Annotated in this window: 21 protein-coding genes; 9 read left to right on the forward strand and 12 right to left on the reverse strand. The window is 42.2% G+C overall.

The genetic code is table 11. The annotated features are described in order from the left end of the window. Nucleotides 1-18: 18 nt before the first annotated feature. On the reverse strand, nucleotides 19-1,671 hold the full coding sequence (gene alsS, locus FE005_RS03425) for an acetolactate synthase AlsS (protein WP_005469970.1): 1,653 nt from the start codon (nucleotides 1,669-1,671) through the stop codon (nucleotides 19-21). Nucleotides 1,672-1,946: 275 nt separating this feature from the next. On the opposite strand from alsS, the gene FE005_RS03430 reads away from it, so the two are divergent. Next, nucleotides 1,947-3,092 (forward strand): hypothetical protein, encoded by a 1,146-nt coding sequence (locus FE005_RS03430; protein WP_081131077.1) that lies wholly within the window; start codon nucleotides 1,947-1,949, stop codon nucleotides 3,090-3,092. 247 nt (nucleotides 3,093-3,339) lie between these two features. Here the strand turns inward: FE005_RS03430 and FE005_RS03435 are convergent, their stop codons facing one another. The 8 genes from FE005_RS03435 to FE005_RS03470 all read right to left on the reverse strand — a co-directional run bounded on the left by FE005_RS03435 (nucleotide 3,340) and on the right by FE005_RS03470 (nucleotide 10,073). Then, nucleotides 3,340-3,822 carry a GNAT family N-acetyltransferase gene (locus FE005_RS03435; protein WP_138372190.1) on the reverse strand — a complete coding sequence of 161 codons (483 nt, stop codon included), beginning with the start codon at nucleotides 3,820-3,822 and terminating at the stop codon, nucleotides 3,340-3,342. 132 nt (nucleotides 3,823-3,954) lie between these two features. Further along, entirely contained in the window at nucleotides 3,955-4,470 is a 516-nt protein-coding gene (locus FE005_RS03440; RefSeq protein ID WP_003127911.1) for a YjbQ family protein, read from the reverse strand. Further along, nucleotides 4,467-5,168 carry a triose-phosphate isomerase gene (locus tag FE005_RS03445; protein ID WP_003127909.1) on the reverse strand — a complete coding sequence of 234 codons (702 nt, stop codon included), beginning with the start codon at nucleotides 5,166-5,168 and terminating at the stop codon, nucleotides 4,467-4,469. The genes FE005_RS03440 and FE005_RS03445 overlap by 4 nt, the downstream gene beginning before the upstream one ends. Before the next feature lie 10 nt (nucleotides 5,169-5,178). Then, nucleotides 5,179-6,012 (reverse strand): class II fructose-bisphosphate aldolase, encoded by an 834-nt coding sequence (locus tag FE005_RS03450; RefSeq protein ID WP_003127908.1) that lies wholly within the window; start codon nucleotides 6,010-6,012, stop codon nucleotides 5,179-5,181. Between the two features lie 14 nt (nucleotides 6,013-6,026). Next, nucleotides 6,027-6,311 carry a PTS sugar transporter subunit IIB gene (locus tag FE005_RS03455; protein WP_003127907.1) on the reverse strand — a complete coding sequence of 95 codons (285 nt, stop codon included), beginning with the start codon at nucleotides 6,309-6,311 and terminating at the stop codon, nucleotides 6,027-6,029. Between the two features lie 11 nt (nucleotides 6,312-6,322). After that, nucleotides 6,323-7,660: a PTS galactitol transporter subunit IIC gene (locus FE005_RS03460; RefSeq protein ID WP_081131080.1), complete on the reverse strand. Its 1,338-nt coding sequence runs from the start codon at nucleotides 7,658-7,660 to the stop codon at nucleotides 6,323-6,325. Between the two features lie 12 nt (nucleotides 7,661-7,672). Further along, nucleotides 7,673-8,128, reverse strand: coding sequence for a PTS sugar transporter subunit IIA (locus tag FE005_RS03465; protein ID WP_003127904.1), 456 nt, complete (start codon nucleotides 8,126-8,128; stop codon nucleotides 7,673-7,675). Beyond that, on the reverse strand, nucleotides 8,118-10,073 hold the full coding sequence (locus FE005_RS03470; protein ID WP_138371322.1) for a transcription antiterminator: 1,956 nt from the start codon (nucleotides 10,071-10,073) through the stop codon (nucleotides 8,118-8,120). Before FE005_RS03470 ends, FE005_RS03465 begins: the two co-directional genes overlap by 11 nt. 175 nt (nucleotides 10,074-10,248) lie before the next feature. On the opposite strand from FE005_RS03470, the gene arr reads away from it, so the two are divergent. From arr to FE005_RS03495, 5 genes are all read left to right on the forward strand, one after another. Beyond that, the gene (gene arr, locus FE005_RS03475) at nucleotides 10,249-10,689 is read left to right on the forward strand and encodes an NAD(+)--rifampin ADP-ribosyltransferase (protein WP_071870181.1); all 441 of its coding nucleotides are present in this window, start codon (nucleotides 10,249-10,251) and stop codon (nucleotides 10,687-10,689) included. 121 nt (nucleotides 10,690-10,810) lie between these two features. Continuing rightward, nucleotides 10,811-11,737 carry an ROK family protein gene (locus FE005_RS03480; protein WP_138371323.1) on the forward strand — a complete coding sequence of 309 codons (927 nt, stop codon included), beginning with the start codon at nucleotides 10,811-10,813 and terminating at the stop codon, nucleotides 11,735-11,737. A 48-nt stretch (nucleotides 11,738-11,785) separates the two neighbouring features. Next, nucleotides 11,786-12,544: a MurR/RpiR family transcriptional regulator gene (locus FE005_RS03485; protein WP_003127900.1), complete on the forward strand. Its 759-nt coding sequence runs from the start codon at nucleotides 11,786-11,788 to the stop codon at nucleotides 12,542-12,544. Nucleotides 12,545-12,795: 251 nt separating this feature from the next. Beyond that, nucleotides 12,796-14,106, forward strand: a complete 1,311-nt coding sequence (locus FE005_RS03490; RefSeq protein WP_003127899.1) for a PTS sugar transporter subunit IIC — start codon at nucleotides 12,796-12,798, stop codon at nucleotides 14,104-14,106. 21 nt (nucleotides 14,107-14,127) lie between these two features. After that, nucleotides 14,128-15,567, forward strand: coding sequence for a 6-phospho-beta-glucosidase (locus FE005_RS03495; protein ID WP_138371324.1), 1,440 nt, complete (start codon nucleotides 14,128-14,130; stop codon nucleotides 15,565-15,567). Between the two features lie 81 nt (nucleotides 15,568-15,648). Here FE005_RS03495 and FE005_RS03500 read toward each other — a convergent pair whose 3' ends face one another. Further along, on the reverse strand, nucleotides 15,649-16,104 hold the full coding sequence (locus tag FE005_RS03500; RefSeq protein WP_021150666.1) for a hypothetical protein: 456 nt from the start codon (nucleotides 16,102-16,104) through the stop codon (nucleotides 15,649-15,651). 201 nt (nucleotides 16,105-16,305) lie between these two features. On the opposite strand from FE005_RS03500, the gene FE005_RS03505 reads away from it, so the two are divergent. Further along, nucleotides 16,306-16,929, forward strand: coding sequence for a helix-turn-helix domain-containing protein (locus FE005_RS03505; protein ID WP_138371325.1), 624 nt, complete (start codon nucleotides 16,306-16,308; stop codon nucleotides 16,927-16,929). 201 nt (nucleotides 16,930-17,130) lie between these two features. On the opposite strand, the gene FE005_RS03510 is transcribed toward FE005_RS03505, so the two are convergent. Next, nucleotides 17,131-18,147, reverse strand: a complete 1,017-nt coding sequence (locus tag FE005_RS03510; RefSeq protein WP_005469953.1) for a YeiH family protein — start codon at nucleotides 18,145-18,147, stop codon at nucleotides 17,131-17,133. Nucleotides 18,148-18,238: 91 nt separating this feature from the next. Here FE005_RS03510 and FE005_RS03515 point away from each other — a divergent pair, with 91 nt between their 5' ends. Beyond that, entirely contained in the window at nucleotides 18,239-19,066 is an 828-nt protein-coding gene (locus FE005_RS03515) for a LysR family transcriptional regulator (protein ID WP_103300451.1), read from the forward strand. Between the two features lie 178 nt (nucleotides 19,067-19,244). After that, entirely contained in the window at nucleotides 19,245-21,035 is a 1,791-nt protein-coding gene (gene uvrC, locus FE005_RS03520) for an excinuclease ABC subunit UvrC (protein ID WP_138371326.1), read from the forward strand. Nucleotides 21,036-21,205: 170 nt separating this feature from the next. Here the strand turns inward: uvrC and FE005_RS03525 are convergent, their stop codons facing one another. Next, entirely contained in the window at nucleotides 21,206-21,982 is a 777-nt protein-coding gene (locus FE005_RS03525) for a DeoR/GlpR family DNA-binding transcription regulator (RefSeq protein ID WP_081131087.1), read from the reverse strand. Nucleotides 21,983-22,024: the final 42 nt, after the last annotated feature.

Consider the following 22,024-nt stretch of genomic DNA (forward strand, 5'->3'; position numbering starts at 1 on the left):
TTAGTAAAATAAATACTCTTAGTAAAATTGATCCGGCAAAATCGTCTTGCCTAATTCGGCATTATCGGAATAATCGACCGGGATATCAATGACGACTGGTCCATCAGTTGCAAACCCTTCTTCGATCGCGGCTGTCAATTCTTGTTTTGTTGTGGCACGTAATCCCTTTGCCCCAAAGGCTTCCGCGTATTTGACAAAGTCTACAGGACCAAATTGAACACCTGAAGCACGATCATATTTCATTTCTTCCTGAAATTTCACCATATTGTAGGTGCCATCATTCCAGATAAGATGAATGATGTTCTGTTTTAAGCGAACAGCCGTTTCTAATTCTTGTGAAGAGAATAAGAAACCACCATCACCAGATACGGAAATAATTTGCGTATTCGGCCGCACTAATGCTGCCGCAATTCCCCATGGCAATGCCACACCTAATGTCTGCATCCCATTACTAAACAATAGATGGCGAGGTTCATAACTGCGGAAATGACGCGCCATCCAAATGTAGTGACTGCCGACATCAACAGTCACGGTCATCTCATCCGTCACTTTTTGCTGCAATGTATCAATGATCTCCAATGGATGCAATGTTTGTTCTGTTCCACGGGCCTCTATTTGCTTTTCGGTTAATTTTTCTTGCAACGTAGCTAAATAGTTCTGTGCATCTGCTGATAACGTATATTGATCGATGGCTTGTGTCACTTGCTCAATGATTTTGGCAATGCTGCCTAACAGCTCTACTTCAGGCTGCATGTATGGATCGATTTCCATCGGTACTTCATCAATCACAATAATCCGTGCGTCTTTCTCTGCATTCCAATTGCGCGCTTCATATTCAATCGGATCATACCCCACAGCGATCACTAAATCACTTCGTTTTAGCAGCATGTCTCCTGGCTGATTACGGAACAAGCCCACACGGCCAAAGAAATGGTCTTCCAAAGCACGAGAAATGATTCCTGCTCCTTGAAAAGTTTCCACGACTGGTAATCCCGTTTTCGCTATCAAATGACGAATGGCTTCCGTCTCGCTTTCAGCAGAAGCCCGCATGCCTAGTAATAAAACCGGTAGTTTTGCTTCCTTGATGCGTTCAACGAGATCCTCGATATCCTCTGGATTCGCTTGTCCTAATTTTGGCGCTGATAATGGCTTGATGGCACTTCCTTCGACTTGGCCATCCGTTACATCTTGTGGTATCGACAGAAAACTGGCACCTTTTTTTGCGGTTTTAGCGATTCGAAATGCATTTGCGATATTTTCAGATAATGTTTCGGGATCTTGGATCTCCGTGCTGTATTTGGTTATTGGACTAAAGAGAGCAGCGTTGTTCATACTTTGATGGGTCAGTTTCGATAAATCAGAACGTTTCACTTGCCCAGCCAATGCCAGAACTGGATCTCCTTCAGCTGTCGCTGTCACTAATCCCGTTGCTAAATTACTGGCACCTGGACCACTGGTAGCAATGACTACTCCTGGCTCTCCAGTCAAACGGCCAATGGCTTGTGCCATAAATGCAGCATTCTGTTCATGCCGGGCTAAGATCAATTGTGGTCCATGGTCTTCTAATGTATCGAAGACACCATCGATTTTTGCTCCTGGAATCCCAAAAATATAGGGGACGTGATGATTTTCTAAACTTTCAACAATAATTTCTGAACCTTTTTTACTCACTGTACTACCTCTTTTCAAAATCTGTATTAATCTAACGACTAATAATAGCACTTTTCTTTTATTTATCAAGAATAATACACTATTTTAATCTGTATTAAAAAATAGCAATTAAAAGGAACCGTTTTCTAGCGCTCCCTAAAAAGGATTCTATAAATAAGAACGATTCGTAAAAACAAATTGTTATTATCTAGTTTTATTTTCTTATTTTTTTCATGTTTTTAATATAAATCATGTTATAATAAAGACATCAAAAAGTGAAAGGAACTAGAAAAGTTATGGGTATGTGGATTAGTTTGGTCAGTTTCTTAGCAGTAATTGTAAGCGGTATTTTGTTGATTATCGCTGCCATCAAGAAGCGACCTAAAAAAAGATTGGGATTTATTTTATGCGGAAGCGTTATTCTATTTTTTGCTGGTGCAATTTTATCTCCGAGCAATTTGACACTATCTGTTATTTCACCTGAAATACAAACGGATGAAACAGGAAAAGCGACTATCGAAGGGGAAGCCACGGCCGATGCTGTCCTAACGATCAATGGGGAAACGGTCAAAAACAGTAAAGGTTCTTTTAGCTACACAGTTCACCTGAATGATGCCACTGAGCAACAAGTTGTGGTAAAAGCTGCCTTAAATAATCAGAAAAAAGAACAGGAAGTCTTGATCAAACCTTCCAAAGAATTTGTGGCTTATTTAGAAGCAGAAAAAGCGGAGAAAGAACTGATTAAAAAGGTCGAAACTGCACTAGCGTTGGCAGAATCTAAACCAACACAAAAAAATTATGATGAAGCAGCAACATTGGTTCATTCTCTCAGCAAAACATATGACGATTATGATCAACGTTTGGCCGTCCTCCAAGATCATCTGCAGATCGCCAGCGCGTTAGAAAAAGCGGAACAAAGTCTAAGCAGAACAGACCTTGAGGCAGCTGCCAAGCTTGTTGCAGCAACAAGTTCGACGAAAACTGAATTTGAAGATCGACTGGCTTCTTTACAAACAAAAGTTGAAGAGAAAGAAACACAAGCGAAATTGCAAGCACAAGCGACCAAAGCTGTTGAAAAAGCCGAAGCAGAGCCGACTGAAGCAAACTTAGCTAGTGCAACTTCTGCGATTGCCAAGCTTCCCTCAGCAGATGATGGATTGACGCAGCGAGCTGAAGCTGTTCGCCAATCGATTCGTGAAGAACAAGAACGGCAGCTTGCTAAAGCCGAACAGGAACGGCAAGCAGCCGCCGCTGCGGAACAGCAGGCAAACCAAACCAGCCAGTCAAATCAAACCACAAGCAATCAAGCAGAAGAATATGTCATGATCACCCGTACAGGGAAGAAGTATCACACCCATAAATGCGGCAATGGTACTTATTTCCCAGCTACGTTGTCCGAAGCTTTAAGCAAAGGATTGACCCCCTGCGAGAAGTGTTACTGATTTTTTTGAATATGGAACAGAATCTAGACAGCGTTCTTCCTTTCTAATCAAAGGAAAGAACGCTGTTTTTGGCGAACAAATATGCGGGTCATACCATTCTTCCTAAAATTTCTAGCAGGACCGAGATACGTCGAAGCTTGTTTGGTCGTAGAAAAAAACGTCAAGGCTAGTATGCTCCTAGCATTGACGTTCATCGTATTTTCTGTAGATTATACCTGTTAGATAGAAATAACACGCTGGTTGCTTGTCAAAAGGACTTAGAAAGATAAAGCACAAGATCGTCATTATTGTAACAAGCAGCACCCATTGCCAAGACTTGATTCTCAAACCAGACCCCTGATCCGTCAGGTAAGTAGCCATTTTTTAAATACAGTCGCTGTGCAGGGCCATAACCAGAATGAAGCCCCACACCAATGGTGATCACAGACGAAAATGTTTTGGCTTGTTCTTCTGCAGCTTGGAGCAGCTTAGCGCCGATTCCTTGCCGCTGAAAGTTTTGAAAGACATTTAGATCGGTGATCTCCGGATAGCCATTCCTTTTAAAAGGACCGGCTTTTGCGTGGGGAATCAATGTCGCATAGCCTGCAATCTGTCCCGAGTCTTCCGCAACAAAGACCTGTCGCAGTCCGCGGCTCTGTTCTTGAAGATATCTCTCTAATGTAGCTTGACGACTAGGCCATTGTTGTGCAAGAAATGCTTGATCGATTGATCGACAATCACTAGCTGTCATTGGGCGAATAATCAAATTGATCCCTCCATAAATTTCATTGTCTCATTGATTATAACGCATTTCGGCTCAAGCGTTCGACTTTCCCCATGTCCTTGCAGAATACTGCTGCCCCAGTTGCCACTAGCAGTTGCTTTATTCACCCATCAACATAAGATGGCAGGTTCGATTCCTAACTCGGTTTTGGTCAAAATCCACGAAATAAATATACCCTACAGAACCAATTTCAAGCTTTCCTTCATGTAAAATAAAACTTTCACTCGCCCCGAAAAACGAAGAACGGATATGGGCATCGCCATTTAAAATCGTTGCTGGATCTGTCGGATAGTTAGGATCATCTAGGCTCATCAGAAATTCCAAATGTTTCGGTCCAGGGTAACGATAATTTGTATTTTCCGAGAGTTCTCTAGGCACTAGTTTATCCAAAATGCGATTCAGATCAACTTGTAAAAATTCATCCCCATTAAAATCCGTATCATGCATGAATTCCTCGAAAATGACGGAACAAGTTGTGTGTGGGGATTGGACTAAACAGATGCCGTTTTTGATTTGGCTTCTCTCTACAAAGTCCTTCACTTCTTGCGTAATATTATGATAAGATACCCGATTGCCATTTGATGTCAATGTTAGCTGTTCTTTCGCGAATTTCATCTTTTAATCCCCTCATCTCTTAGCTCAGCAACTTTTTTGATCATTTCTGTCAAAACGTTCTGCGGATCTGGCGCGCAGACGATACCACTGGTGCCACCCGTTCCGTCGGCTCCTGATTGCAGTGCTTTTGCCACATCGTCTGCGGTCGAAATACCAGCCGCTTGTAAAATCTTGATTTCTTTGTTGATGGCACGGATGGCTTGATTGGTTTCTTCCATATAAGAAACGTCGCTCGTTTGACCGGTACCAATCAATTCAGTTGGTTCACAAACCATAATGTCAGGCTGCAGAGCTGCCACTGCTTTAGCTTCTTGCAGTGAATTCGCGCAAGCAATCGTGATGAGCCCCAACTCATCTGCCCGATTAATCGCTTTTGCGAGTTCATCTAATGTCATTGGGTGTTCTGCATGATTGAGAAATGTCGCTGCTACGCCGACATTTGCTACTGATTCAGGTAAGACGTAGCCCATTCCCCGTCCAACAGTCATGCCATCGATGTGTTGAACCGTAATGAACAAATGATTCGTAGCTTGTTTGATCGTTGCGGCATCTGCGTGCTGCACCGTGAACAAGATATCAACGTCATATTTTTCCGCTAATTGATCGGCGGCTTTTGCCAGTGCCAAGGATTCTTTTCCGTATAAATAGGCTTTGGGATTGACTACAAAAAAGGGTGCTCGTAACTGCTTTTTCCTCATGCTTATCCTCCTAACAAGTTTTTGTATGAAAAACATGATAGTAATGTGCTAGCGTATCTGCCATTCCTTGATTCGCTGCTTTCTTTAGTTCAAAGTAGTCAGCAGGCTGCTGTTCTTGAATCTTGGTCATTGCGGCTGTAACGAAATCTGTAAAGATGTTGATTTTTCGGATCCCGCCTTGTGCACATTTTTCAAGATTTTCATCACCAGAAGAAGAACCGCCATGTAAGACTAACGGAATAGTAATGGCTTGATGGATCTCACTTAGTACATCAAAGTTGATTTTAGGCGTTCCTCGGTAATGCCCATGGGCTGTGCCGATCGAAACGGCTAACGAATCAACATTCGTTTGTTCAGCAAATCTTACTGCTTCATGGAAGTCGGTATAAATCGAATCAGAAAGCCCCGTTGCTTCCAAACTGCCGCCAGAGCCGACATGCCCAATTTCTGCCTCTACGACCACCCCATATTGATGGGCATAATCGGCGATCGCTTTGGAGCGGCGGATATTTTCTTCAAGCGGGTCTTCTGACGCATCGATCATGACAGAAGTGAAGCCTAAACGAATCGCTTCTTTGATGACTTCCTCATCTTGACCATGATCCAAATGCAACGCTACGGGGAAGGCGCTTTTTTCAGCCAAATACTTCCCAATCAGGGCTGCTTCTTCCAAACTCAGCATATCCATATGTGATTGGGCAAAAGCCAAGATCAATGGACACCCTAGCCTAGCAGCCGTTTCAACATAGGTGCGGGCACTGTCTAGATCAAAAAAGTTGGCTGCGGGAATGGCATAGTTGAATTCCTCTGCATGGTCAAACATTTCTTTTGTGGTAACAAGCATTTTGCAAGACTCCTTTATTCTCTGATTTTCTTTTCGATTTCTGCATACATTTCTTCGGTACCGATCCCTGTCAATAAAGGCAATCCCATGATGACTTTGTCTTTGATGGAATCAGGGACTACCGTGGTACTCACAACAATGTCGTAATCGTCGATCTTGTTCATTTCATCCGCGACTTTGGATTGATACAATTTGACTTCATTCGTCAGTTCTTTTTCTTTGAGCCATTCTTTGACTTTATTGGTTACGATCGTTGATGTCGCTACTCCGGTTCCACACATGATCAATAATTTTTTCATTGTTCTTCCTCCTACTTGACGCTTTGTTTTTTAGGTAACACCTTGTTAACATAGATCAAACCGATGACAACAATCGCACCGATGATCGCTAATCCGCCCCAGCTCAATACTTTTGTCAAACCGACATAAAGCCAGGTGGTCCATAGTCCGCCTTCAGCTAGAGCTGTGATCGTTGAATTTCCTTGTAAGTCAAAATTGGCAGACTTAGCAGCTGTTGTTACTAATGGGGCAACCCAAGAAGTGATATACAAAATACTGGTCATATAAATTGTCCCTGCGATAACCGTCCGGATAATATTTCCGCCAAATACTGCTGCCATCAAACAGACAAGAAACGGAATCGTTGCTAAATCTCCAAAAGGCAATGTCGTATTTCCTGGCAAAACAACCGCTAAAAGTATCGTAATTGGTACGAGTAATAATGACGAAGACAATACTGCTGGATGTCCGACAGAAAGCGCCGCATCCATCCCAATGTAAAGCTCTCTTCCAGGGAAACGTTTCTTCACAAAGTCATTGGCAGACTCAGATATAGGTGTAAGCCCTTCCATTAATAGAGCAACCATTTTTGGCATAATGACCATCACTGCGCCGGTTTTAACTGCTAATTGGCCAGTGCCTGCCACATCATAGCCAGCGAGAATTCCGATGATCAAGCCAATCAGAAAGCCCATAACTGTCGAGTCCCCAAAAACACCAAAACGTTTTTGAATCGATTCCGGGTCAGCTTTCCAGTCTCGCAATCCCGGAATACGATCGAATAACCAGTTCATCGGTAAAGCGAAAACAAATCCTGGAGCAGCGGTACCATGTGGGAAAGTGATATTCGGGAAACCATAGAATTTATTAATGATCGGTCCTAAAATATCTCCCATCAAAAGAATCATCATTAGATAGATGACGGTTGCAGCGATCCCCATGGCAAAGTTGCCAGTCAAAGCATAGACCAACGAAGAAATGAACGCCGCATGCCAAATATTCCAAATATCGACATTCAATGTTTTCGTCAGACCAAAAATAATCAAAACAACATTTAACACAACACCGATCGGAATTGCCAAACTTCCTAGAATCGTCCCATAGGAAATCGCAGCTGCTGCCGGCCAGCCAACATCAATCGTCGTCAGATTCAAGCCAAATCGCTCAACCATCTGTTGCGCTGCTGGTCCTAAGCTATTGCTTAACAGGTCGATCACTAGATTCAAGCCCACAAAACCGACACCAACTGTTAAAGCAGATGTGAAAGCCTTGCCTGGTTTCGTTCCCAGAATAAGACCAAAAATAAATATCAAAATCGGGAGTACAACGATTGACCCTAAATCAACAAACCACTGTAACGCATTTAACATGATATTCCCTCCTTATTCCAATCCATACTGTTGCAAAATCATCCGATATTCCTCAACATCATGGATGTCTCTTAACTTTTCCAACACACCATTTTTTTGAAACATTTCGATCAAGTTTTGCAGCATTTGTAATTGTTCGTGCGGCTCCTTTAATGCCAACATAAAGATTAATGAAACTGAAATTTCTTTGTCCCTTGTTCCCATTTCAATGAATGGCAATGGATCTGTCAATGAAAGAAAGCCAACTTGCGATCTCTTGACATACTGACTATCTGTATGAGGAATCGCCACACCAATCCCATTGATCATCAGACCGGTTGGAAAAACCGCCTCTCTTTTAATCACGTTGTCAAGATACGCCTCTGTCACACATTCATTCTTTAAAAATTCCTCTGTAAGTAGCCGAAATGCTGCTTCTTTAGATTCTACTTCTTTGTTTAATAAAGCAATTTGCTGGTCAAAAAACATTCGGGGTCCCTCCTTTTACAAGTTTACGATAAAGTTCTTCTCGATTTTTACTGCTAACCACCCATCGTATTTCTTCAGGAGAGTTGAATAAATCGTAAATAGATGCAATCAATTCTTTTGCTTCTGACATATTTTTTTCAGCGATTGCCAAGAGAACGACTAATTGAACTTCCGTATCTCCCCATTTTATGGCTTTAGGTAGTGTAACAAATGCTAGTTTTGTTGTTTTGACAGTCTGCGGATCGGCATGCGGAATCGCTACGCCTGTCTTTAATCCGGTACTGCCTAATTCTTCTCGTGCATAAAGTGACTGCTTAAAATCGTTGGTGACTAAATGATGGCTCAAATAACTCTCTGCAAGAAAATCTAAGACGTCTTTTTTGGTGTTAAACGGTTGGTTAATGTACAAAAATGCCGGATCTAGATATTTCTGCAATAGCTCTGATGATTGGTATTTGGATGAATGCAGTTTCTTTTCATTTTCATTCAGGTTTGAAAGATTTGCCGAAATCATGGCAATTTCTTCAGTTGTCGGTAATGGTGAAACATAGAGAACAGGGGGTGACACTTCATCCAACGGAACAGTTGAAATGATCAAATCCACTAATTCTAGTGATGTACTGGCTAATTTCTCTGCACTGATGATCTCTAAAACTGTCGTAGCAGAAATCGTTTGTTTGATCCGGTTAAAGATCAGCTCAGAAGTGGCTAATCCAGAGCTGCAAACGATCAGCACATGCTTTGTGACTTTGATTTTTTCAAAAGCGAGTTGAAAATGAATCGTTAGAAATGACACTTCATCTTCTGTCAAGAAGAGTGCAAAGTTTTTTTCTAATCCGCCAATCGCATATTTCGTTAATGTAAACATGGTCGAGTATTGCTTCTTGATCAATCGCAACAAAGGATTTTTGACTAACATGCCATTTTTCAGACGATGGATCATAGGGACAATATGCGAAAGCAGTGCTTGCAACAATAAGTTATCTTGTGTCAAATCAGTATCTAGCAAACGGGACATCTTCTCGATCATTTCTTCCGTTGTTTCGATCACGTTGGCTTCTCTTTTTTCCGTAATCTGCATATACGGCTCAATTCCATGAGCTAAAAGCAATGAACAAATGTATTGGATATCTGTCTCTGCTAGGGAAACAGCTAGTTCACTTTCAATCCGTTCTGCAAAGGAAACAGCAACCATATACAGTTTCATCTGTTTTAATTTTTCAAATCCCAAATTCTCTTGCTGTTCCAAATGTCTTCCTAGACAAATCCGTGAAAGAAAAATTTCCAACGATACCGTCAAGGATTCCACAAAATAACTATTGAGTTGGCGACCAAGTGTTAAGGATATTTCTGAAATCAGTGCTGTAGTCAAGGTAACGATCTTCGGATCAAACAATGTCTGAATGGCAGAGTGATCCAATCTTGCAGAATCTGTATGTTTTTCAAGAAAAGATTTGAAAGTTGCTTGTTGAACAGATTCTTCCTCCTCTAGCTTCAACCCTTTTGCAGACATTGACGCACGAACTTTTTTCTTCTGACAAAAAGCGAATAATTCATCCACATCTTTTTTGATCGACTGATAACTAACGTAGAAATATTCTGCAAATTCTTGGTAATGCATTGGCTTTTTCGAGAAGAAATAATTTGCAAAGATAAACAATTTACGATATTCAGGAGAATATTCGTCAACGGTTTTACCCTCAGTAACGATGAGTTTGTAGCCTTTTTCCCTTGCAGTGGGATTCCCTTCAAGCTTGACCCCTCTTCTAGGCAAACGAGCAATGGTCAACCCGTAAGGCTTGATTTTTTCTTCCAGACTCGCCAAATCTGTATAGACTGTTTTTAAAGAAACATAGAGCTGTTCTTGAAAAAAAGCGGCTGGTCTGAACTCTTTTTGTGTCAGCAGCAATTGCAACAACACTTTCTCTCTTTTACTCAAATCCATTTGACCACCTCCAGGAAGCGCTTCCTTAACTATATATTAGGGAATCAGCGCATAATAGTAAATAATATCTGATTACCACATTAATCTGGTAATTGTATCACATAGTGACCATTCCACCACTAGACAAACAGCTTTTCAATCTGGAGGGATTCTTGTATGCTAAGTAAAACAATGAATGATAGAAAGGATGAACCAAATGGAGCACACAAACGATTCATTAGACCGAGGACCTTTTTTCCACGGAACCAAAGCATCATTACAATTAGGCGAATTACTGGAACCAAAAAAAGAATCCAACTTTGAAGCCGGTCGGATCTCAAACTACATTTACTTCACCGCAACATTGGATGCAGCCAAATGGGGAGCCGAATTAGCCAAAGGAACTGGGCAAGAAAGAATTTATCTGGTTGAACCGACTGGGCCTTTTGAAAATGACCCGAACTTGACCGATAAGCGATTCCCTGGTAATCCGACCCGTTCCTACCGTTCTGCCTCTCCGCTGAAAGTCGTCGCAGAATTAGGGGCATGGGAACGGCATTCGGAAGAAGTGATTCAACAGATGTTATCCCACCTGCAGCAACTAACAGAAGATGGAAAAGCCGAAATCATTGATTGACAGTTTTCTTAGCACGCAAACGCCACCCTTGTTTCTGGCCGTCGAAAAGAAAAATATTCCAGCAAGTACCATGCTACAATGCAGAAAAGACACTGATTAAAAGAAGAAAGTAGGAATAACGATGTATGTAGGATTTGATATTGGCGGCACAACGATCAAATACGGGGTTCTTGATGAAACAGGAGCAATTCTGGAAAAAAATATGCTTCCGACAAACTACGATCCCCAGACTTTCTATCAAGATTTAATCACAATTATTAATGAAGCTAAAAGTCGCTATCCGATCACCGGGATTGGGATCAGTGCGCCGGGCATCGTGCAAAAAGACGGTTTGATGCTGACAGCTGGCGCCATCAAACCATTGTACGGCGAGAATTTCAAAACCACATTAGAAGAATGCTGTGGTTTGCCAGTTTCTGTCGAGAATGATGCCAATGCAGCCGCCATCGCAGAGAAATGGATCGGCAATGCCCAATCCTTCTCCAACTACCTTTGCCTCGTCTTAGGAACTGGTGTAGGCGGAGGGATCGTAATCAATGATCAAGTGTATCGCGGTGCCCACGGCATGGCAGGAGAATTTGGCTGGATGGTGATCGACGCCTTGCCTTCTACAGGTAATAGTGAGGAAGTTTCGATCAATCGTAAAGCTGCTGTCGTTGATGGGCTCGTTCGGATCTACAATCAAAAAGGCGGTCAGCTGGCAGGATTTCAAGCGACGACAGATGCTCGAGAAATTTTTCAGCGCGCACAGATGGGAGAAACATTAGCAGAAACAGTGACCCAACAGTTCCTGACAGATTTGTCCGTCGGGTTGATCAATTTGATCAGCTGTTTCGATCCAGAAGCCATTTTGATTGGCGGTGGTATCAGTGCCAACCCATATTTCTTTGAACGACTGCAACAGACATTAACAACTGTCGAAACACAGCACGCTGCCATCAACTATTTGCGGGGAAAAACGATTGCTCCTGTGCTGCCTGCCAAATTGCAAAATGACGCCGGATTAATTGGCGCAGTTTATCAGATTCATCAGCAACTCACTCGCTAAATCATGGTATACTCGTCATATACTCTTATGGGATAGCGAGGAACATTTATGGCCGTTTTTCAGCATTTGAACTTAAACAAATTGTCTTCAGTCGAACAAGAGATCTATCGCTTTATTGTCAATAATTTAGAAAAAGTCCCTTATATGCGAGTACGGGATATTGCAGATGATGCCCACGTTTCTTCCACTTCTGTCTTTCGTTTTGTTCAAAAAGTGGGATTCGATTCCTTTCCTGAATTTCGCTTTTATATCAAGACCCATTTAGAAAAAGTCCATTATGAAGAACATCAAAAACAGTTATCCCTTGAAGAACGCATCCGTGGATTGAACATGACGATTTTCCATCCCGATGTCGAATACCAAATCAAGAAGATGGCGCAAACACTGCGAGATGCGGACTGTATTTTATTTATGGGGATGGGGGCGTCTGGCGCAATTGCGCAGTATGTCGCCCGCAAGCTCGCAAATATCGGCTACTTCTGCATCAGCATCGATGAATTGACTTACCCGATCCGCAGCTTCTTACGAGCCGATCAAAAAAACGTTCTGGTTTTCTTGAGTGTTTCTGGTGAAACAAAAGAATTGATCGAAGTCATTACTGGATTAGCTAATAAAGCGATTGCCCAAAAATATTGTATTACGAGAAATAAAGAGAGTTCTCTTGCCCATTTATGTGACTACTCGATCGAATACGCAGTCAAAGAAGAGCGCAAAGACATCTTCCTCGATCTGACTAGCCAGCTTCCAGCCATCGCCATCGTGGAAACACTGATTGGTTATTTACAAGATGAACCTACCCCTCAATGATGAACGAGCACAGAAAGTACCAGACAACGAAGAACGCCCTAGCCAGAACACTCGCTTTACAGCAGCAGTTTTCTGACTAGTGGCTGCAATCAAGCGTTTGTCTTGCTGCTTTCTGTTTTTTGTAACCACTTGTTCCGACTGTGGAATAAATTTCTTCCTCACAGAATTTGATTCTAAAAACGAATGCGCTTACTTTTTCGGGCAACCTTTCGCTATAATAAGTCCATCAAATAGAGAAAGGTGTTACTGTTATGCAAAAATTTAATGATCTACTAGACCGGTCCTTGGTACCAATTGCCACCAGATTGAATAACCAGCGACACGTCGCAGCGATTCGTGATGCATTTATGTTGATTTTCCCGTTGACGATTTCTTCTTCATTAGTTATTTTGGTCAACAATATCTTATTTTCCAACGATAGTTTTATCGTGCAATTATTTCAACTCTCAAAAATCTTTCCCAATTTAGAAAGTGCCCAGCAAGTACTGGCATCTGTTGCTAACGGAACCATCAATATCATGAGCGTATTCATTGCTTATCTGGTTGCCCAACTGCTAGCAAAACACTTTGATGCAGATGCGACACTAGTTGGTTTGACAAGTGTAGCTGCGTTTATGATTTTATATCCGACTTCTTTCTCAGTTGACGGTGTCAATGCCATCTCCACCCAATATTTAGGCGCACAAGGCTTATTCGTTGCCATGATCGTTGCTTGTCTGGTAGGAGAATTCTTGCCGAAACTATTCAAAGTCAAACGATTACAGATCAAAATGCCCGATATGGTACCGCCGGCAGTTTCCCGTTCGTTTTCTGGAATGATTCCTATCGTGATCATCGTAGCAGTTACCGCATTGATCAACTTCCTAGTACTGATGATTGCGCCAGAGGGCATCAATGAATTGATCTACAAAGGGATCCAAAGTCCGTTGCGTGATTTAGGAGGAAATGTCGTTGGTGTCTTGATTTTAGCTTTCTTACAAACACTGCTCTTCTCCATCGGGATTCACGGACCAAATACATTGAATGCCGTTCGTTCAGCAATTTTTACAGAACAGGATTTAGCCAACTTGGATTTCATCAATCAAGGCGGTTCCTTGTGGGATGTACCTTACAAAGAAACGTGGGGCGTTTTGAACGACATGTTTGCTAACATGGGCGGAACGGGAATGACGTTAGGGCTGATCATTGCCATTTTCATCGCCTCGAAGCGACCAGAACAACGGGAGATCGCTAAGATGTCACTTGTTCCAGGAATCTTTCAGATCAACGAACCGATTATCTTCGGATTACCGATCGTCTTGAATCCGATTATGATCATTCCCTTTATATTGACCCCAATGGTCAATATTCTAGTTGGTTATTTTGTAACAGTCATTTGGCCGATCATGCCGACACCAGCAATCGGTGTGCCTTGGACCACACCGGGAATCATCAACTTGTTCCTAGGGACTGGCGGAAATGCAGTAGCTGCAATCGTTGGTGTGGTCTGTCTGGCGATTTCCGTATTGATCTACTTGCCATTCGTGATTGCTTCAAACCGGTCACAAAAAATCGAAGCGTAACTTTTTTAGGAGGAAAGAATTATGAGCAGCAAAATGCCAAAAGATTTTCTATGGGGTGGCGCAATTGCTGCCCATCAAGCAGAAGGGGCTTGGAATGTCGCAGGACGCGGCATGAGTATTGCTGATGTGATGACTGCTGGAGGAAACGGGATTCCTCGTGAAATCACGAGAGGCATCAAAGAAGATGTGTATTATCCTAATCACGAAGCGATCGACTTTTATCACCGCTACAAAGAAGATATTCAATTATTCAAAGCGTTAGGCTTAAAGTGTCTGCGTACATCGATCTCCTGGAGCCGTATTTTTCCAACCGGCCAAGAGGACGAGCCCAATGAAGCAGGCCTGCAATATTATGATGACCTTTTTGACGAACTATTAAACAATGGGATCGAACCAATCATTACACTGTCTCATTTTGAAATGCCTTATGCGATTTATGAAACCTACGGTGGCTTTGTCAATAAAGCCGTGATTCCCCTCTTCGTTAAATTCGCAACCTGCGTTTTTGAACGCTACAAAGATAAAGTCACCTACTGGATGACATTCAATGAAATCAATAATCAAGCAGACGGACAGGAACCATTACATGTCTGGACAAACTCCGCCATGATCATCGAAGAAGAAAGCAAGAAAGAAGAACTGGTCTTTCAAGCGGGTGTCAACGAACTGATCGCTAGTGCGGCGGCAGTCATTGAAGGGAAAAAAATCAATCCAGACTTTCAAATCGGCTGTATGATGGCTTATGTCCCAATCTATCCTTATTCCTGTGCACCAGAAGATTTGATGGCTTCGGTCAAAGCCAATGAACGTCGTTACTTCTATAGTGACATCCACGTCAGAGGAAAGATTCCGACCTATACACAAACTTACTGGCAGCAAAAAGGGATCAAAATCCAAATCAGTGAGGAAGAGAAGGCTTTACTAAAGGCAGGGACTGTTGATTATATTGGTTTCAGCTATTATATGTCAGGAACGATCACGACATTGGAAACTGTCGAAGGCCAACCGACCGACGATATCCCTCACGCAAAAATCGTCCGTAATCCCTATATCACCGCGACGGATTGGGGATGGCCAATTGATCCCGTAGGACTTCGCTATGTCTTAAACACGATCTATCAACGTTATGACTTGCCGCTCTTTATCGTAGAGAATGGCTTTGGTGCCTATGATCAATTAACAGAAGAAAACACGATCCATGATCCCTACCGTATCTCTTATTTACGTCAGCACATCGAACAACTGGAGAAAGCAGTAATAGAAGATGGTGTACCCGTCTTAGGTTATACTCCTTGGGGAATCATCGACATCGTCAGTTTCGGCAGCGGAGAAATGGAAAAACGTTACGGCATGATCTATGTTGATAAAGACAATGCTGGCAACGGAAGTCTGCAACGCTTGAAAAAAGATTCCTTTGCTTGGTATCAACGGGTCATCGCTACGAACGGTGAAGAACTTTAACAGAAGTCTTGCTACTATCCCAAAAGTAAAAGCGACTACCTAAAAGACTGTTCTTTTAGGTGGTCGCTTTATTATGGGCTCTTACTTGATTTCTTCTATACTAGAAGTGATTACCCAGTCATCCATGTTCTTCCCTCGTTGATACGTAAAAGGTTCAATCGCTTCCAGTTCAGCAATTCGATAAATGGCCAAAAATTTCTTTCCTGCCCAACGCTCCATTTGTTTTTTGGATAAATTTAATTCTGATTGGTGCTGTTCAACAAATTGTTGTGATTCTTCAGGTGTCATTTTCTCCGTTTCAATCACGTTCTCAATCATGCCACGATGAGTAACTAAAAGATCGCCACCTGTTTCCACGAAGTAGACACGGTCGCCAACTTTTGCGCGTCCACCTAACGGAGATTTGCGCCCTGCTGCCCCACGGATGATGGCGTTCTTTTCTCCCGCCAACAATTTCTGCAGCTCTTTGCCTTCTTTGTTTAGATAGACTAGATGCTCCGCTACTCCTTCTTTGCCTTCAACCCAAGAACTCACCATTTCCTTTTCTCCTTTTTTCGATTATCATAGCAGAAGAAAGCGGTTTAGACTACAAATTTTTCATGTCATTTTAATCAGCTAGTTCCCCTTACAAATGACGAAAAATGCGAATATATCAGCAATTCAACGAATCGTTGCGTTCTTTATTTCCTGATTCAACGATTCATTTCTTGCACCTAGCAATCAAAGGAGGCTACTCTGATGGTAGAGATTGGAGAAAATATCAAAAAGTTGCGCAAAGCAAAAAGGATGACCCAAAAAGAGGTGGCTAATCAATTGAATGTCACGCCGCAAACGATTTCTAAATGGGGGCGAAATATCAGTTATCCGGATTTGGATATGTTAGTCAGGCTAAGTCAGTTGTTCCATATTTCAACCGATGCTCTTTTAGGCAATACAAAACCAACTTTTTTTGCTTCCTTATTCTCAAAAAAGAAAAGAGGGAAAACGATGGAAAAAGTACCAGCAACTCCGTCCACTATCCAAACAGACAAGCTGTCCTCATCTGAGAAACAGATCATGATTTTTAGTGTCAGTAGCTGGATAACCGAGGGAGAACTGCAAACACAACGTCTGCAGTTAAAATTACAGAAATATTTTACTGTTCAAAGGCAGTCGATTGCGGTAGAGATGTACAGCTTGTCAAAAGTCGCAGAAAAAGCGCCAGCTGCTGATTTGATCCTCCTGACTCCTGAAGCTCAATTTGCATTAAAAGAACTACAAGAAGCCGTACCACACACCCCGATTCTTTTGCTTAGTAGCCAAGAGTACGGTCTACTACCGATTGAACAAATCGCTGAAAAAAGTTTGCAAGCCATGCTTTAGAGCGTTCAACAAAAATAGAGCGTGGAACAAAAGTAAAAAACACTTTTGTTCCACGCTCTAAACACGTCTAAACGGTGAGAACCGAAGCAACTCTTTCGGAAATAAGTCGAAATACCCCCAAATTTGAAAAGTAATTTCCGTGTATTCCTCCTTATTTCTCGGAGTTTAACACTTCTGTCCCAGCCTCTTTCTTATCCTGTATTAGATTTTCAGCAACCAGATCAAGCTGAGCGCTGCAATTGTTTGAACCAAACCGACTGAAAGTCCATAGAAAAGGAACTTAGGTCCTTCTTTCATGAATTTACGGAAGTCTAAGCGCAAGCCGATCGCTGCAAGGGCGATGGTCTCAAACCAGGTACTGATGAAATGTGCAGCATCATTCAACCAACTTGGCAATGCAACAAAGCTGTTCAAGATACAAATCAGCAAAAAACCTAAAACATACCAAGGAATACGCAACGATCGTTTTTGTTTTACGACGGATGCGGATTGATTTTGTTGCGACACCATTCGTTCGAAAATCAAAACCACCACGACCAATAAAATGATCCGAGCGATCTTAAACAGCATGGCATATTTGACAATCTCTGCATCAAGTAAGCTGGCACCCGCTACGACTTGCCCTACGGATTGTAGCGTTCCTCCCAGCAGTGCGCTTTTTTGTAAAACATCCGAACCAAACAACGCCAGACCAAGAAACGGCAAAGTCAACATCATCACTGTTCCTAACAAATTGACGAGTGTGATGATCTGCCCTTTTTCTTCATCATCGGCTTGGATGGCTGGTGCAATCGCGCCAATCGCAGAAGAACCGCAGACCGCATTGCCTCCTGCCATCATCAAACTCATTTTTTGATTGAATCCCAACTTCTTGCCAATCAAGTAAGCCGCAGTAATAACGATCGTCATCATCAATACGATGAAAACAAAACCACGAATCCCCATCTCACTGATCGTTTGAAAGGTAACAGTAAATCCTAGCAATACAACCGAATATTCTAAAAGCCGACTTTCTGCAAATTTCGTTCCTTGCGCATACTGTTTTTGATTGAAGAACGTATTGCCTAGAACGATCCCTAATAAAATCGCCAAAGTCGCTCCTCCTAATTGCGGCAGCCAAAGAGCCAAGACTTTCGCTACAGCCGCTACAATAAATGATAACAACAAGCCAGGTAAAAATGGCTGCAGATTGACGGGTTTGATTTTTTCAACATTCATTCTTGTCCATCCTTTCATACTGCCTTATATTATACACAGCATTTTTCATCTATAACATTTATTGATATAATAGTTTTAATAGGATTTTATAATGGAAGTGATTACACTGCTGGAAAAACTAGAAACGTTCAAAATCGTTTACGAAACACAGAATTTCTCGAAAGCCGCTGAGTTGCTGTTCGTGTCTCAACCTACCGTCTCCGCCCATATCAAACAATTAGAAGAAGAATTGAACACCCAACTTTTCATTCGAAATGGCCGCATGAACATTTCAGCAACCCCACAAGCTCACCTGCTTTATCAAAGAGGGCTGAATTTATTGGACGATTGGCAGCATCTCTATCAAGAGATCCAACAAGGTACGCAACAGTTGGTTCCATGCCGGATCGGTGTTTCCCATACTTTTGCGATCTATTTGCTGCCGGATTTGCTGATGCGCTTATACACTCGCTTTCCCCACATCCAATTTCAAGTAGAGATGATGAACTCTGCCGCTGTCCTGCATGCGGTAGAGCAACACGAGCTTGACCTAGGGATCATTGAAAAGCCCTTATCCGCTGCTACCGTGGAGCGATACCCATTGATGAGTGACCAGCTAGTATTGGCTGGCGATCCGGCAGTCGGACCGTGGCTCGTGCGAGAACAAAGTTCTGGGGTTTATTATTATATGAAACGCTATCTAGAAGAGCAAAATATCCAGACGCCTATTTTACAAATCGCCAATAATGAGATGATCGTTGCATTGTTGAAGAAAGGCTTCGGCTGTTCAATCATTTCTGCACGAGCTGCTGGAGATGTCCCCCATGAAGATTTAGGCGAGCGTTATCGCCGCCAATTTTATTTGATCAAACGGACCCGCGATTCCTATAAAGAATTTGCTGCTTGTGCTTCTTTTATCCGACAATGGCAGGAGGAATAATCGGTGTCTCTTGATGCCATCAGGCAACTTCTTAATCTTTTCTTACGATTGAACTGATTTTTTTGGTAAAAAAACTCATTCATTGTTTCTTAATTATTTTGTGATAGAATAATAGGGGCTCTGACGTTCCCCTATAAAGTAAAACAGATGTGAACGACCACCTAGAAAGGACCCTGAAATGAAGGAACAGATCAAAAACAAATTAGCTCTCTTACCCGATCAACCTGGTTGTTACTTGATGAAAGACAAAAATGGTACGATCATCTATGTAGGTAAGGCGAAGATTTTAAAAAATCGTGTACGTTCCTATTTTACAGGAAGTCATGACACGAAAACGGAACGCTTAGTTCAGGAGATCGCCGACTTTGAATATGTCGTCACTGAATCCAATACTGAAGCGCTTTTGTTAGAAATCAATCTCATTCAAAAAAACAAACCAAAATACAATATTATGTTGAAGGACGATAAGTCCTATCCATTTATCAAAGTTACGAATGAACGCTATCCTAAATTGATCATCACCCGCAAAGTGTTGAAAGATGGTGCGCTTTACTTCGGTCCTTATCCGGATGCCCGAGCAGCGAATGAAACAAAACGGATCTTGGACCGCTTGTTTCCATTACGCAAATGTGGTGCATCGCAAAAACGCCCTTGTCTCTACTATCATTTGGGACAGTGCGTCTGTCCTTACGTTCATCACATGGATCCCAAGGAATACCGAAAAATCGTTGATCAAGTCAAACACTTTTTCCACGATGGCCATGTTGAGATCCAAAAAGAATTAAAAGAAAAAATGGGCGAAGCGATTGAATCCCTTGAATTTGAACGTGCTGCGGAACTGCGCGATCAAATCCAAGCCATCGATACCGTTATGACGCGTCAAAAGATGACTTTGACCGATCTGCTTGATCGCGACGTCTTCGGTTACAGTGTGGACAAAGGCTGGATGTGTGTCCAAGTGTTCTTTATCCGCCAAGGAAAATTGATTGAGCGGGAAGTCTCCTTGTTTCCTTTTTACAACGAAGCGGAAGAAGACTTTTTGACATTCATCGGTCAATTCTACCAAAAGAACGAGCACTTCATCCCAAAAGAAATTTTTGTCCCCCAAACGATTGAACGGGAACCTCTAGAAGTGCTGCTAAAAACGAAAGTCTTGCAGCCACAACGAGGTGACAAGAAAAAATTGGTCGACTTAGCCAATAAAAACGCGCAAATCGCATTGGATCAGAAGTTTGCTCTCATCGAGCGGACAGAAGAACGGACCATCGGGGCGGTGGAAAAATTAGGTGAAGCCATGGGCATTTCGGCCCCTTATCGCATCGAGGCGTTTGACAACTCTCACATTATGGGAACCGATCCAGTTTCTGCAATGGTCGTCTTTGTGGACGGCAAGCCTTCAAAAGATGATTACCGAAAATACAAAATCAAAACCGCACAAGGCGGTGATGATTATGGTTCTATGCAGGAAGTGATCTACCGGCGCTACTCGCGAGTTTTAAAAGAGAAATTGCCATTTCCTGACTTGATCGTCATCGATGGTGGGAAAGGTCAAGTAGGCGCCGCACAAGATGTCTTGCATAACCAGTTAGGATTAGATATTCCAGTAGCTGGTCTTGTCAAAAACAATAAACATAAAACCAGTGAGTTACTGTTTGGCGATGATCTGCAGCCGATTCAGCTCGAACGAAATTCAGTCGAATTCTTTTTGCTGCAAAGAATCCAAGATGAAGTTCATCGGTTTGCCATTACTTTCCACAGACAATTGCGCAGCAAGAACAGTTTCTCTTCAAGATTGGATGAAATTCCTGGTTTAGGACCAAAACGTAAGCAACAGCTGATGAAAACCTTCAAATCGTTGAAAAACATTCAAGCAGCTTCCGTGGCAGAGATCCAGCAAGCGGGCATTCCGCAAGCCGTTGCCGAAACAATTTTAGAAAAATTATCCGATCAAAAGAAAACCACGTCCTAGAAACACTCGGACGTGGTTTTTGCTGGAATGAATCATCGAATTGTTTGGAAAGGCCACTAAGACATAAACGTGCTCTCAAGGGAATAGCGGAATGTTTCGTTCCCTTTCAGGCCTGTCTCTTAGATGGCTCTTTCACAAAATTCGTTACCCAGATATCTAGATATGTTTTCCTAAGCAATCAACAAGTTGACACGCAAGCCATCCAGTTCAGCTTTCTGCTCTTGTGTGATATGAGAATCTGTAATCAAATAATCACATTCATCTGGGGCAGCAAATTGCTTGAAACTCCGCTGATTGATCTTGTTGGATTCACATAGAACAATTTTGATCCGACTAATATTGATCAAGCTTTTCTTCATTTCAGCCGTTTCGTAATTAGGAGTTGAATGCCCATAATTCTTGTCAAAAGAAGTGGTGCCTAGAATCACTTTATCCACGGAAAAACCCGCTAATCCCAATGCCACAGAACTGCCTGAAACATAGGGATAGCCATTTCGAATGGTACCGCCAATGACTTGCACTTGATAATTGGTTTTCTCACTTATCAATAAGGCAATCTCCAAATCATAGGTCAAAATCGTCAAATGCTTCAGTGGGCTGTTGATCAATTTTTCTGCAAACGCACGGCAAGATGTTCCTGTATCAATCGCCAAAATATCATTTTCTTCGATCAATCGGACCGCACGTTCAGCGATGCGGTATTTTTCATTGGTAAAGGCCCGATTTTTGGGGATCGTCTCAACACTTCGTTGAAATTCACGTTTAATCACGCCACCGTGGGTTCGAGTGACTAACCCCTCATTCTCAAGTTCTCGCAAATCATTGCGGATCGTTGAACCCGTCACATTGAAAAGTTCCGCCAGCTCAGCAACTTGCATCCGATGTTTTTCATTGACTATTTTAACGATTGATTGTTTTCTTTCCTCTGCGTACAATTGATCATCCATCTTCTATCACCTTTTTGTGTTTTGTTTCATTATAAAAGAAAA

This window comes from Enterococcus sp. M190262, assembly GCF_005843965.1.
GTDB lineage: Bacteria > Bacillota > Bacilli > Lactobacillales > Enterococcaceae > Enterococcus_D > Enterococcus_D gallinarum.

What these genes read in the sequence shown, in the direction of transcription:
- uvrC (WP_138371326.1), top strand. Translation starts at nt 19,245, where the DNA reads ATGAAGGAACAGATCAAAAACAAATTAGCTCTCTTACCCGATCAACCT.
- arr (WP_071870181.1), top strand. Translation starts at nt 10,249, where the DNA reads ATGATAGAAAGGATGAACCAAATGGAGCACACAAACGATTCATTAGAC.
- FE005_RS03435 (WP_138372190.1), bottom strand. Translation starts at nt 3,822, where the DNA reads ATGACAGCTAGTGATTGTCGATCAATCGATCAAGCATTTCTTGCACAA.
- FE005_RS03515 (WP_103300451.1), top strand. Translation starts at nt 18,239, where the DNA reads ATGGAAGTGATTACACTGCTGGAAAAACTAGAAACGTTCAAAATCGTT.
- FE005_RS03460 (WP_081131080.1), bottom strand. Translation starts at nt 7,660, where the DNA reads ATGTTAAATGCGTTACAGTGGTTTGTTGATTTAGGGTCAATCGTTGTA.
- FE005_RS03495 (WP_138371324.1), top strand. Translation starts at nt 14,128, where the DNA reads ATGAGCAGCAAAATGCCAAAAGATTTTCTATGGGGTGGCGCAATTGCT.
- FE005_RS03490 (WP_003127899.1), top strand. Translation starts at nt 12,796, where the DNA reads ATGCAAAAATTTAATGATCTACTAGACCGGTCCTTGGTACCAATTGCC.
- FE005_RS03470 (WP_138371322.1), bottom strand. Translation starts at nt 10,073, where the DNA reads ATGGATTTGAGTAAAAGAGAGAAAGTGTTGTTGCAATTGCTGCTGACA.
- FE005_RS03440 (WP_003127911.1), bottom strand. Translation starts at nt 4,470, where the DNA reads ATGAAATTCGCGAAAGAACAGCTAACATTGACATCAAATGGCAATCGG.
- FE005_RS03500 (WP_021150666.1), bottom strand. Translation starts at nt 16,104, where the DNA reads ATGGTGAGTTCTTGGGTTGAAGGCAAAGAAGGAGTAGCGGAGCATCTA.
- FE005_RS03485 (WP_003127900.1), top strand. Translation starts at nt 11,786, where the DNA reads ATGGCCGTTTTTCAGCATTTGAACTTAAACAAATTGTCTTCAGTCGAA.
- FE005_RS03445 (WP_003127909.1), bottom strand. Translation starts at nt 5,168, where the DNA reads ATGAGGAAAAAGCAGTTACGAGCACCCTTTTTTGTAGTCAATCCCAAA.
- FE005_RS03480 (WP_138371323.1), top strand. Translation starts at nt 10,811, where the DNA reads ATGTATGTAGGATTTGATATTGGCGGCACAACGATCAAATACGGGGTT.
- FE005_RS03455 (WP_003127907.1), bottom strand. Translation starts at nt 6,311, where the DNA reads ATGAAAAAATTATTGATCATGTGTGGAACCGGAGTAGCGACATCAACG.
- FE005_RS03510 (WP_005469953.1), bottom strand. Translation starts at nt 18,147, where the DNA reads ATGAATGTTGAAAAAATCAAACCCGTCAATCTGCAGCCATTTTTACCT.
- FE005_RS03505 (WP_138371325.1), top strand. Translation starts at nt 16,306, where the DNA reads ATGGTAGAGATTGGAGAAAATATCAAAAAGTTGCGCAAAGCAAAAAGG.
- FE005_RS03430 (WP_081131077.1), top strand. Translation starts at nt 1,947, where the DNA reads ATGGGTATGTGGATTAGTTTGGTCAGTTTCTTAGCAGTAATTGTAAGC.
- FE005_RS03465 (WP_003127904.1), bottom strand. Translation starts at nt 8,128, where the DNA reads ATGTTTTTTGACCAGCAAATTGCTTTATTAAACAAAGAAGTAGAATCT.
- FE005_RS03450 (WP_003127908.1), bottom strand. Translation starts at nt 6,012, where the DNA reads ATGCTTGTTACCACAAAAGAAATGTTTGACCATGCAGAGGAATTCAAC.
- FE005_RS03525 (WP_081131087.1), bottom strand. Translation starts at nt 21,982, where the DNA reads ATGGATGATCAATTGTACGCAGAGGAAAGAAAACAATCAATCGTTAAA.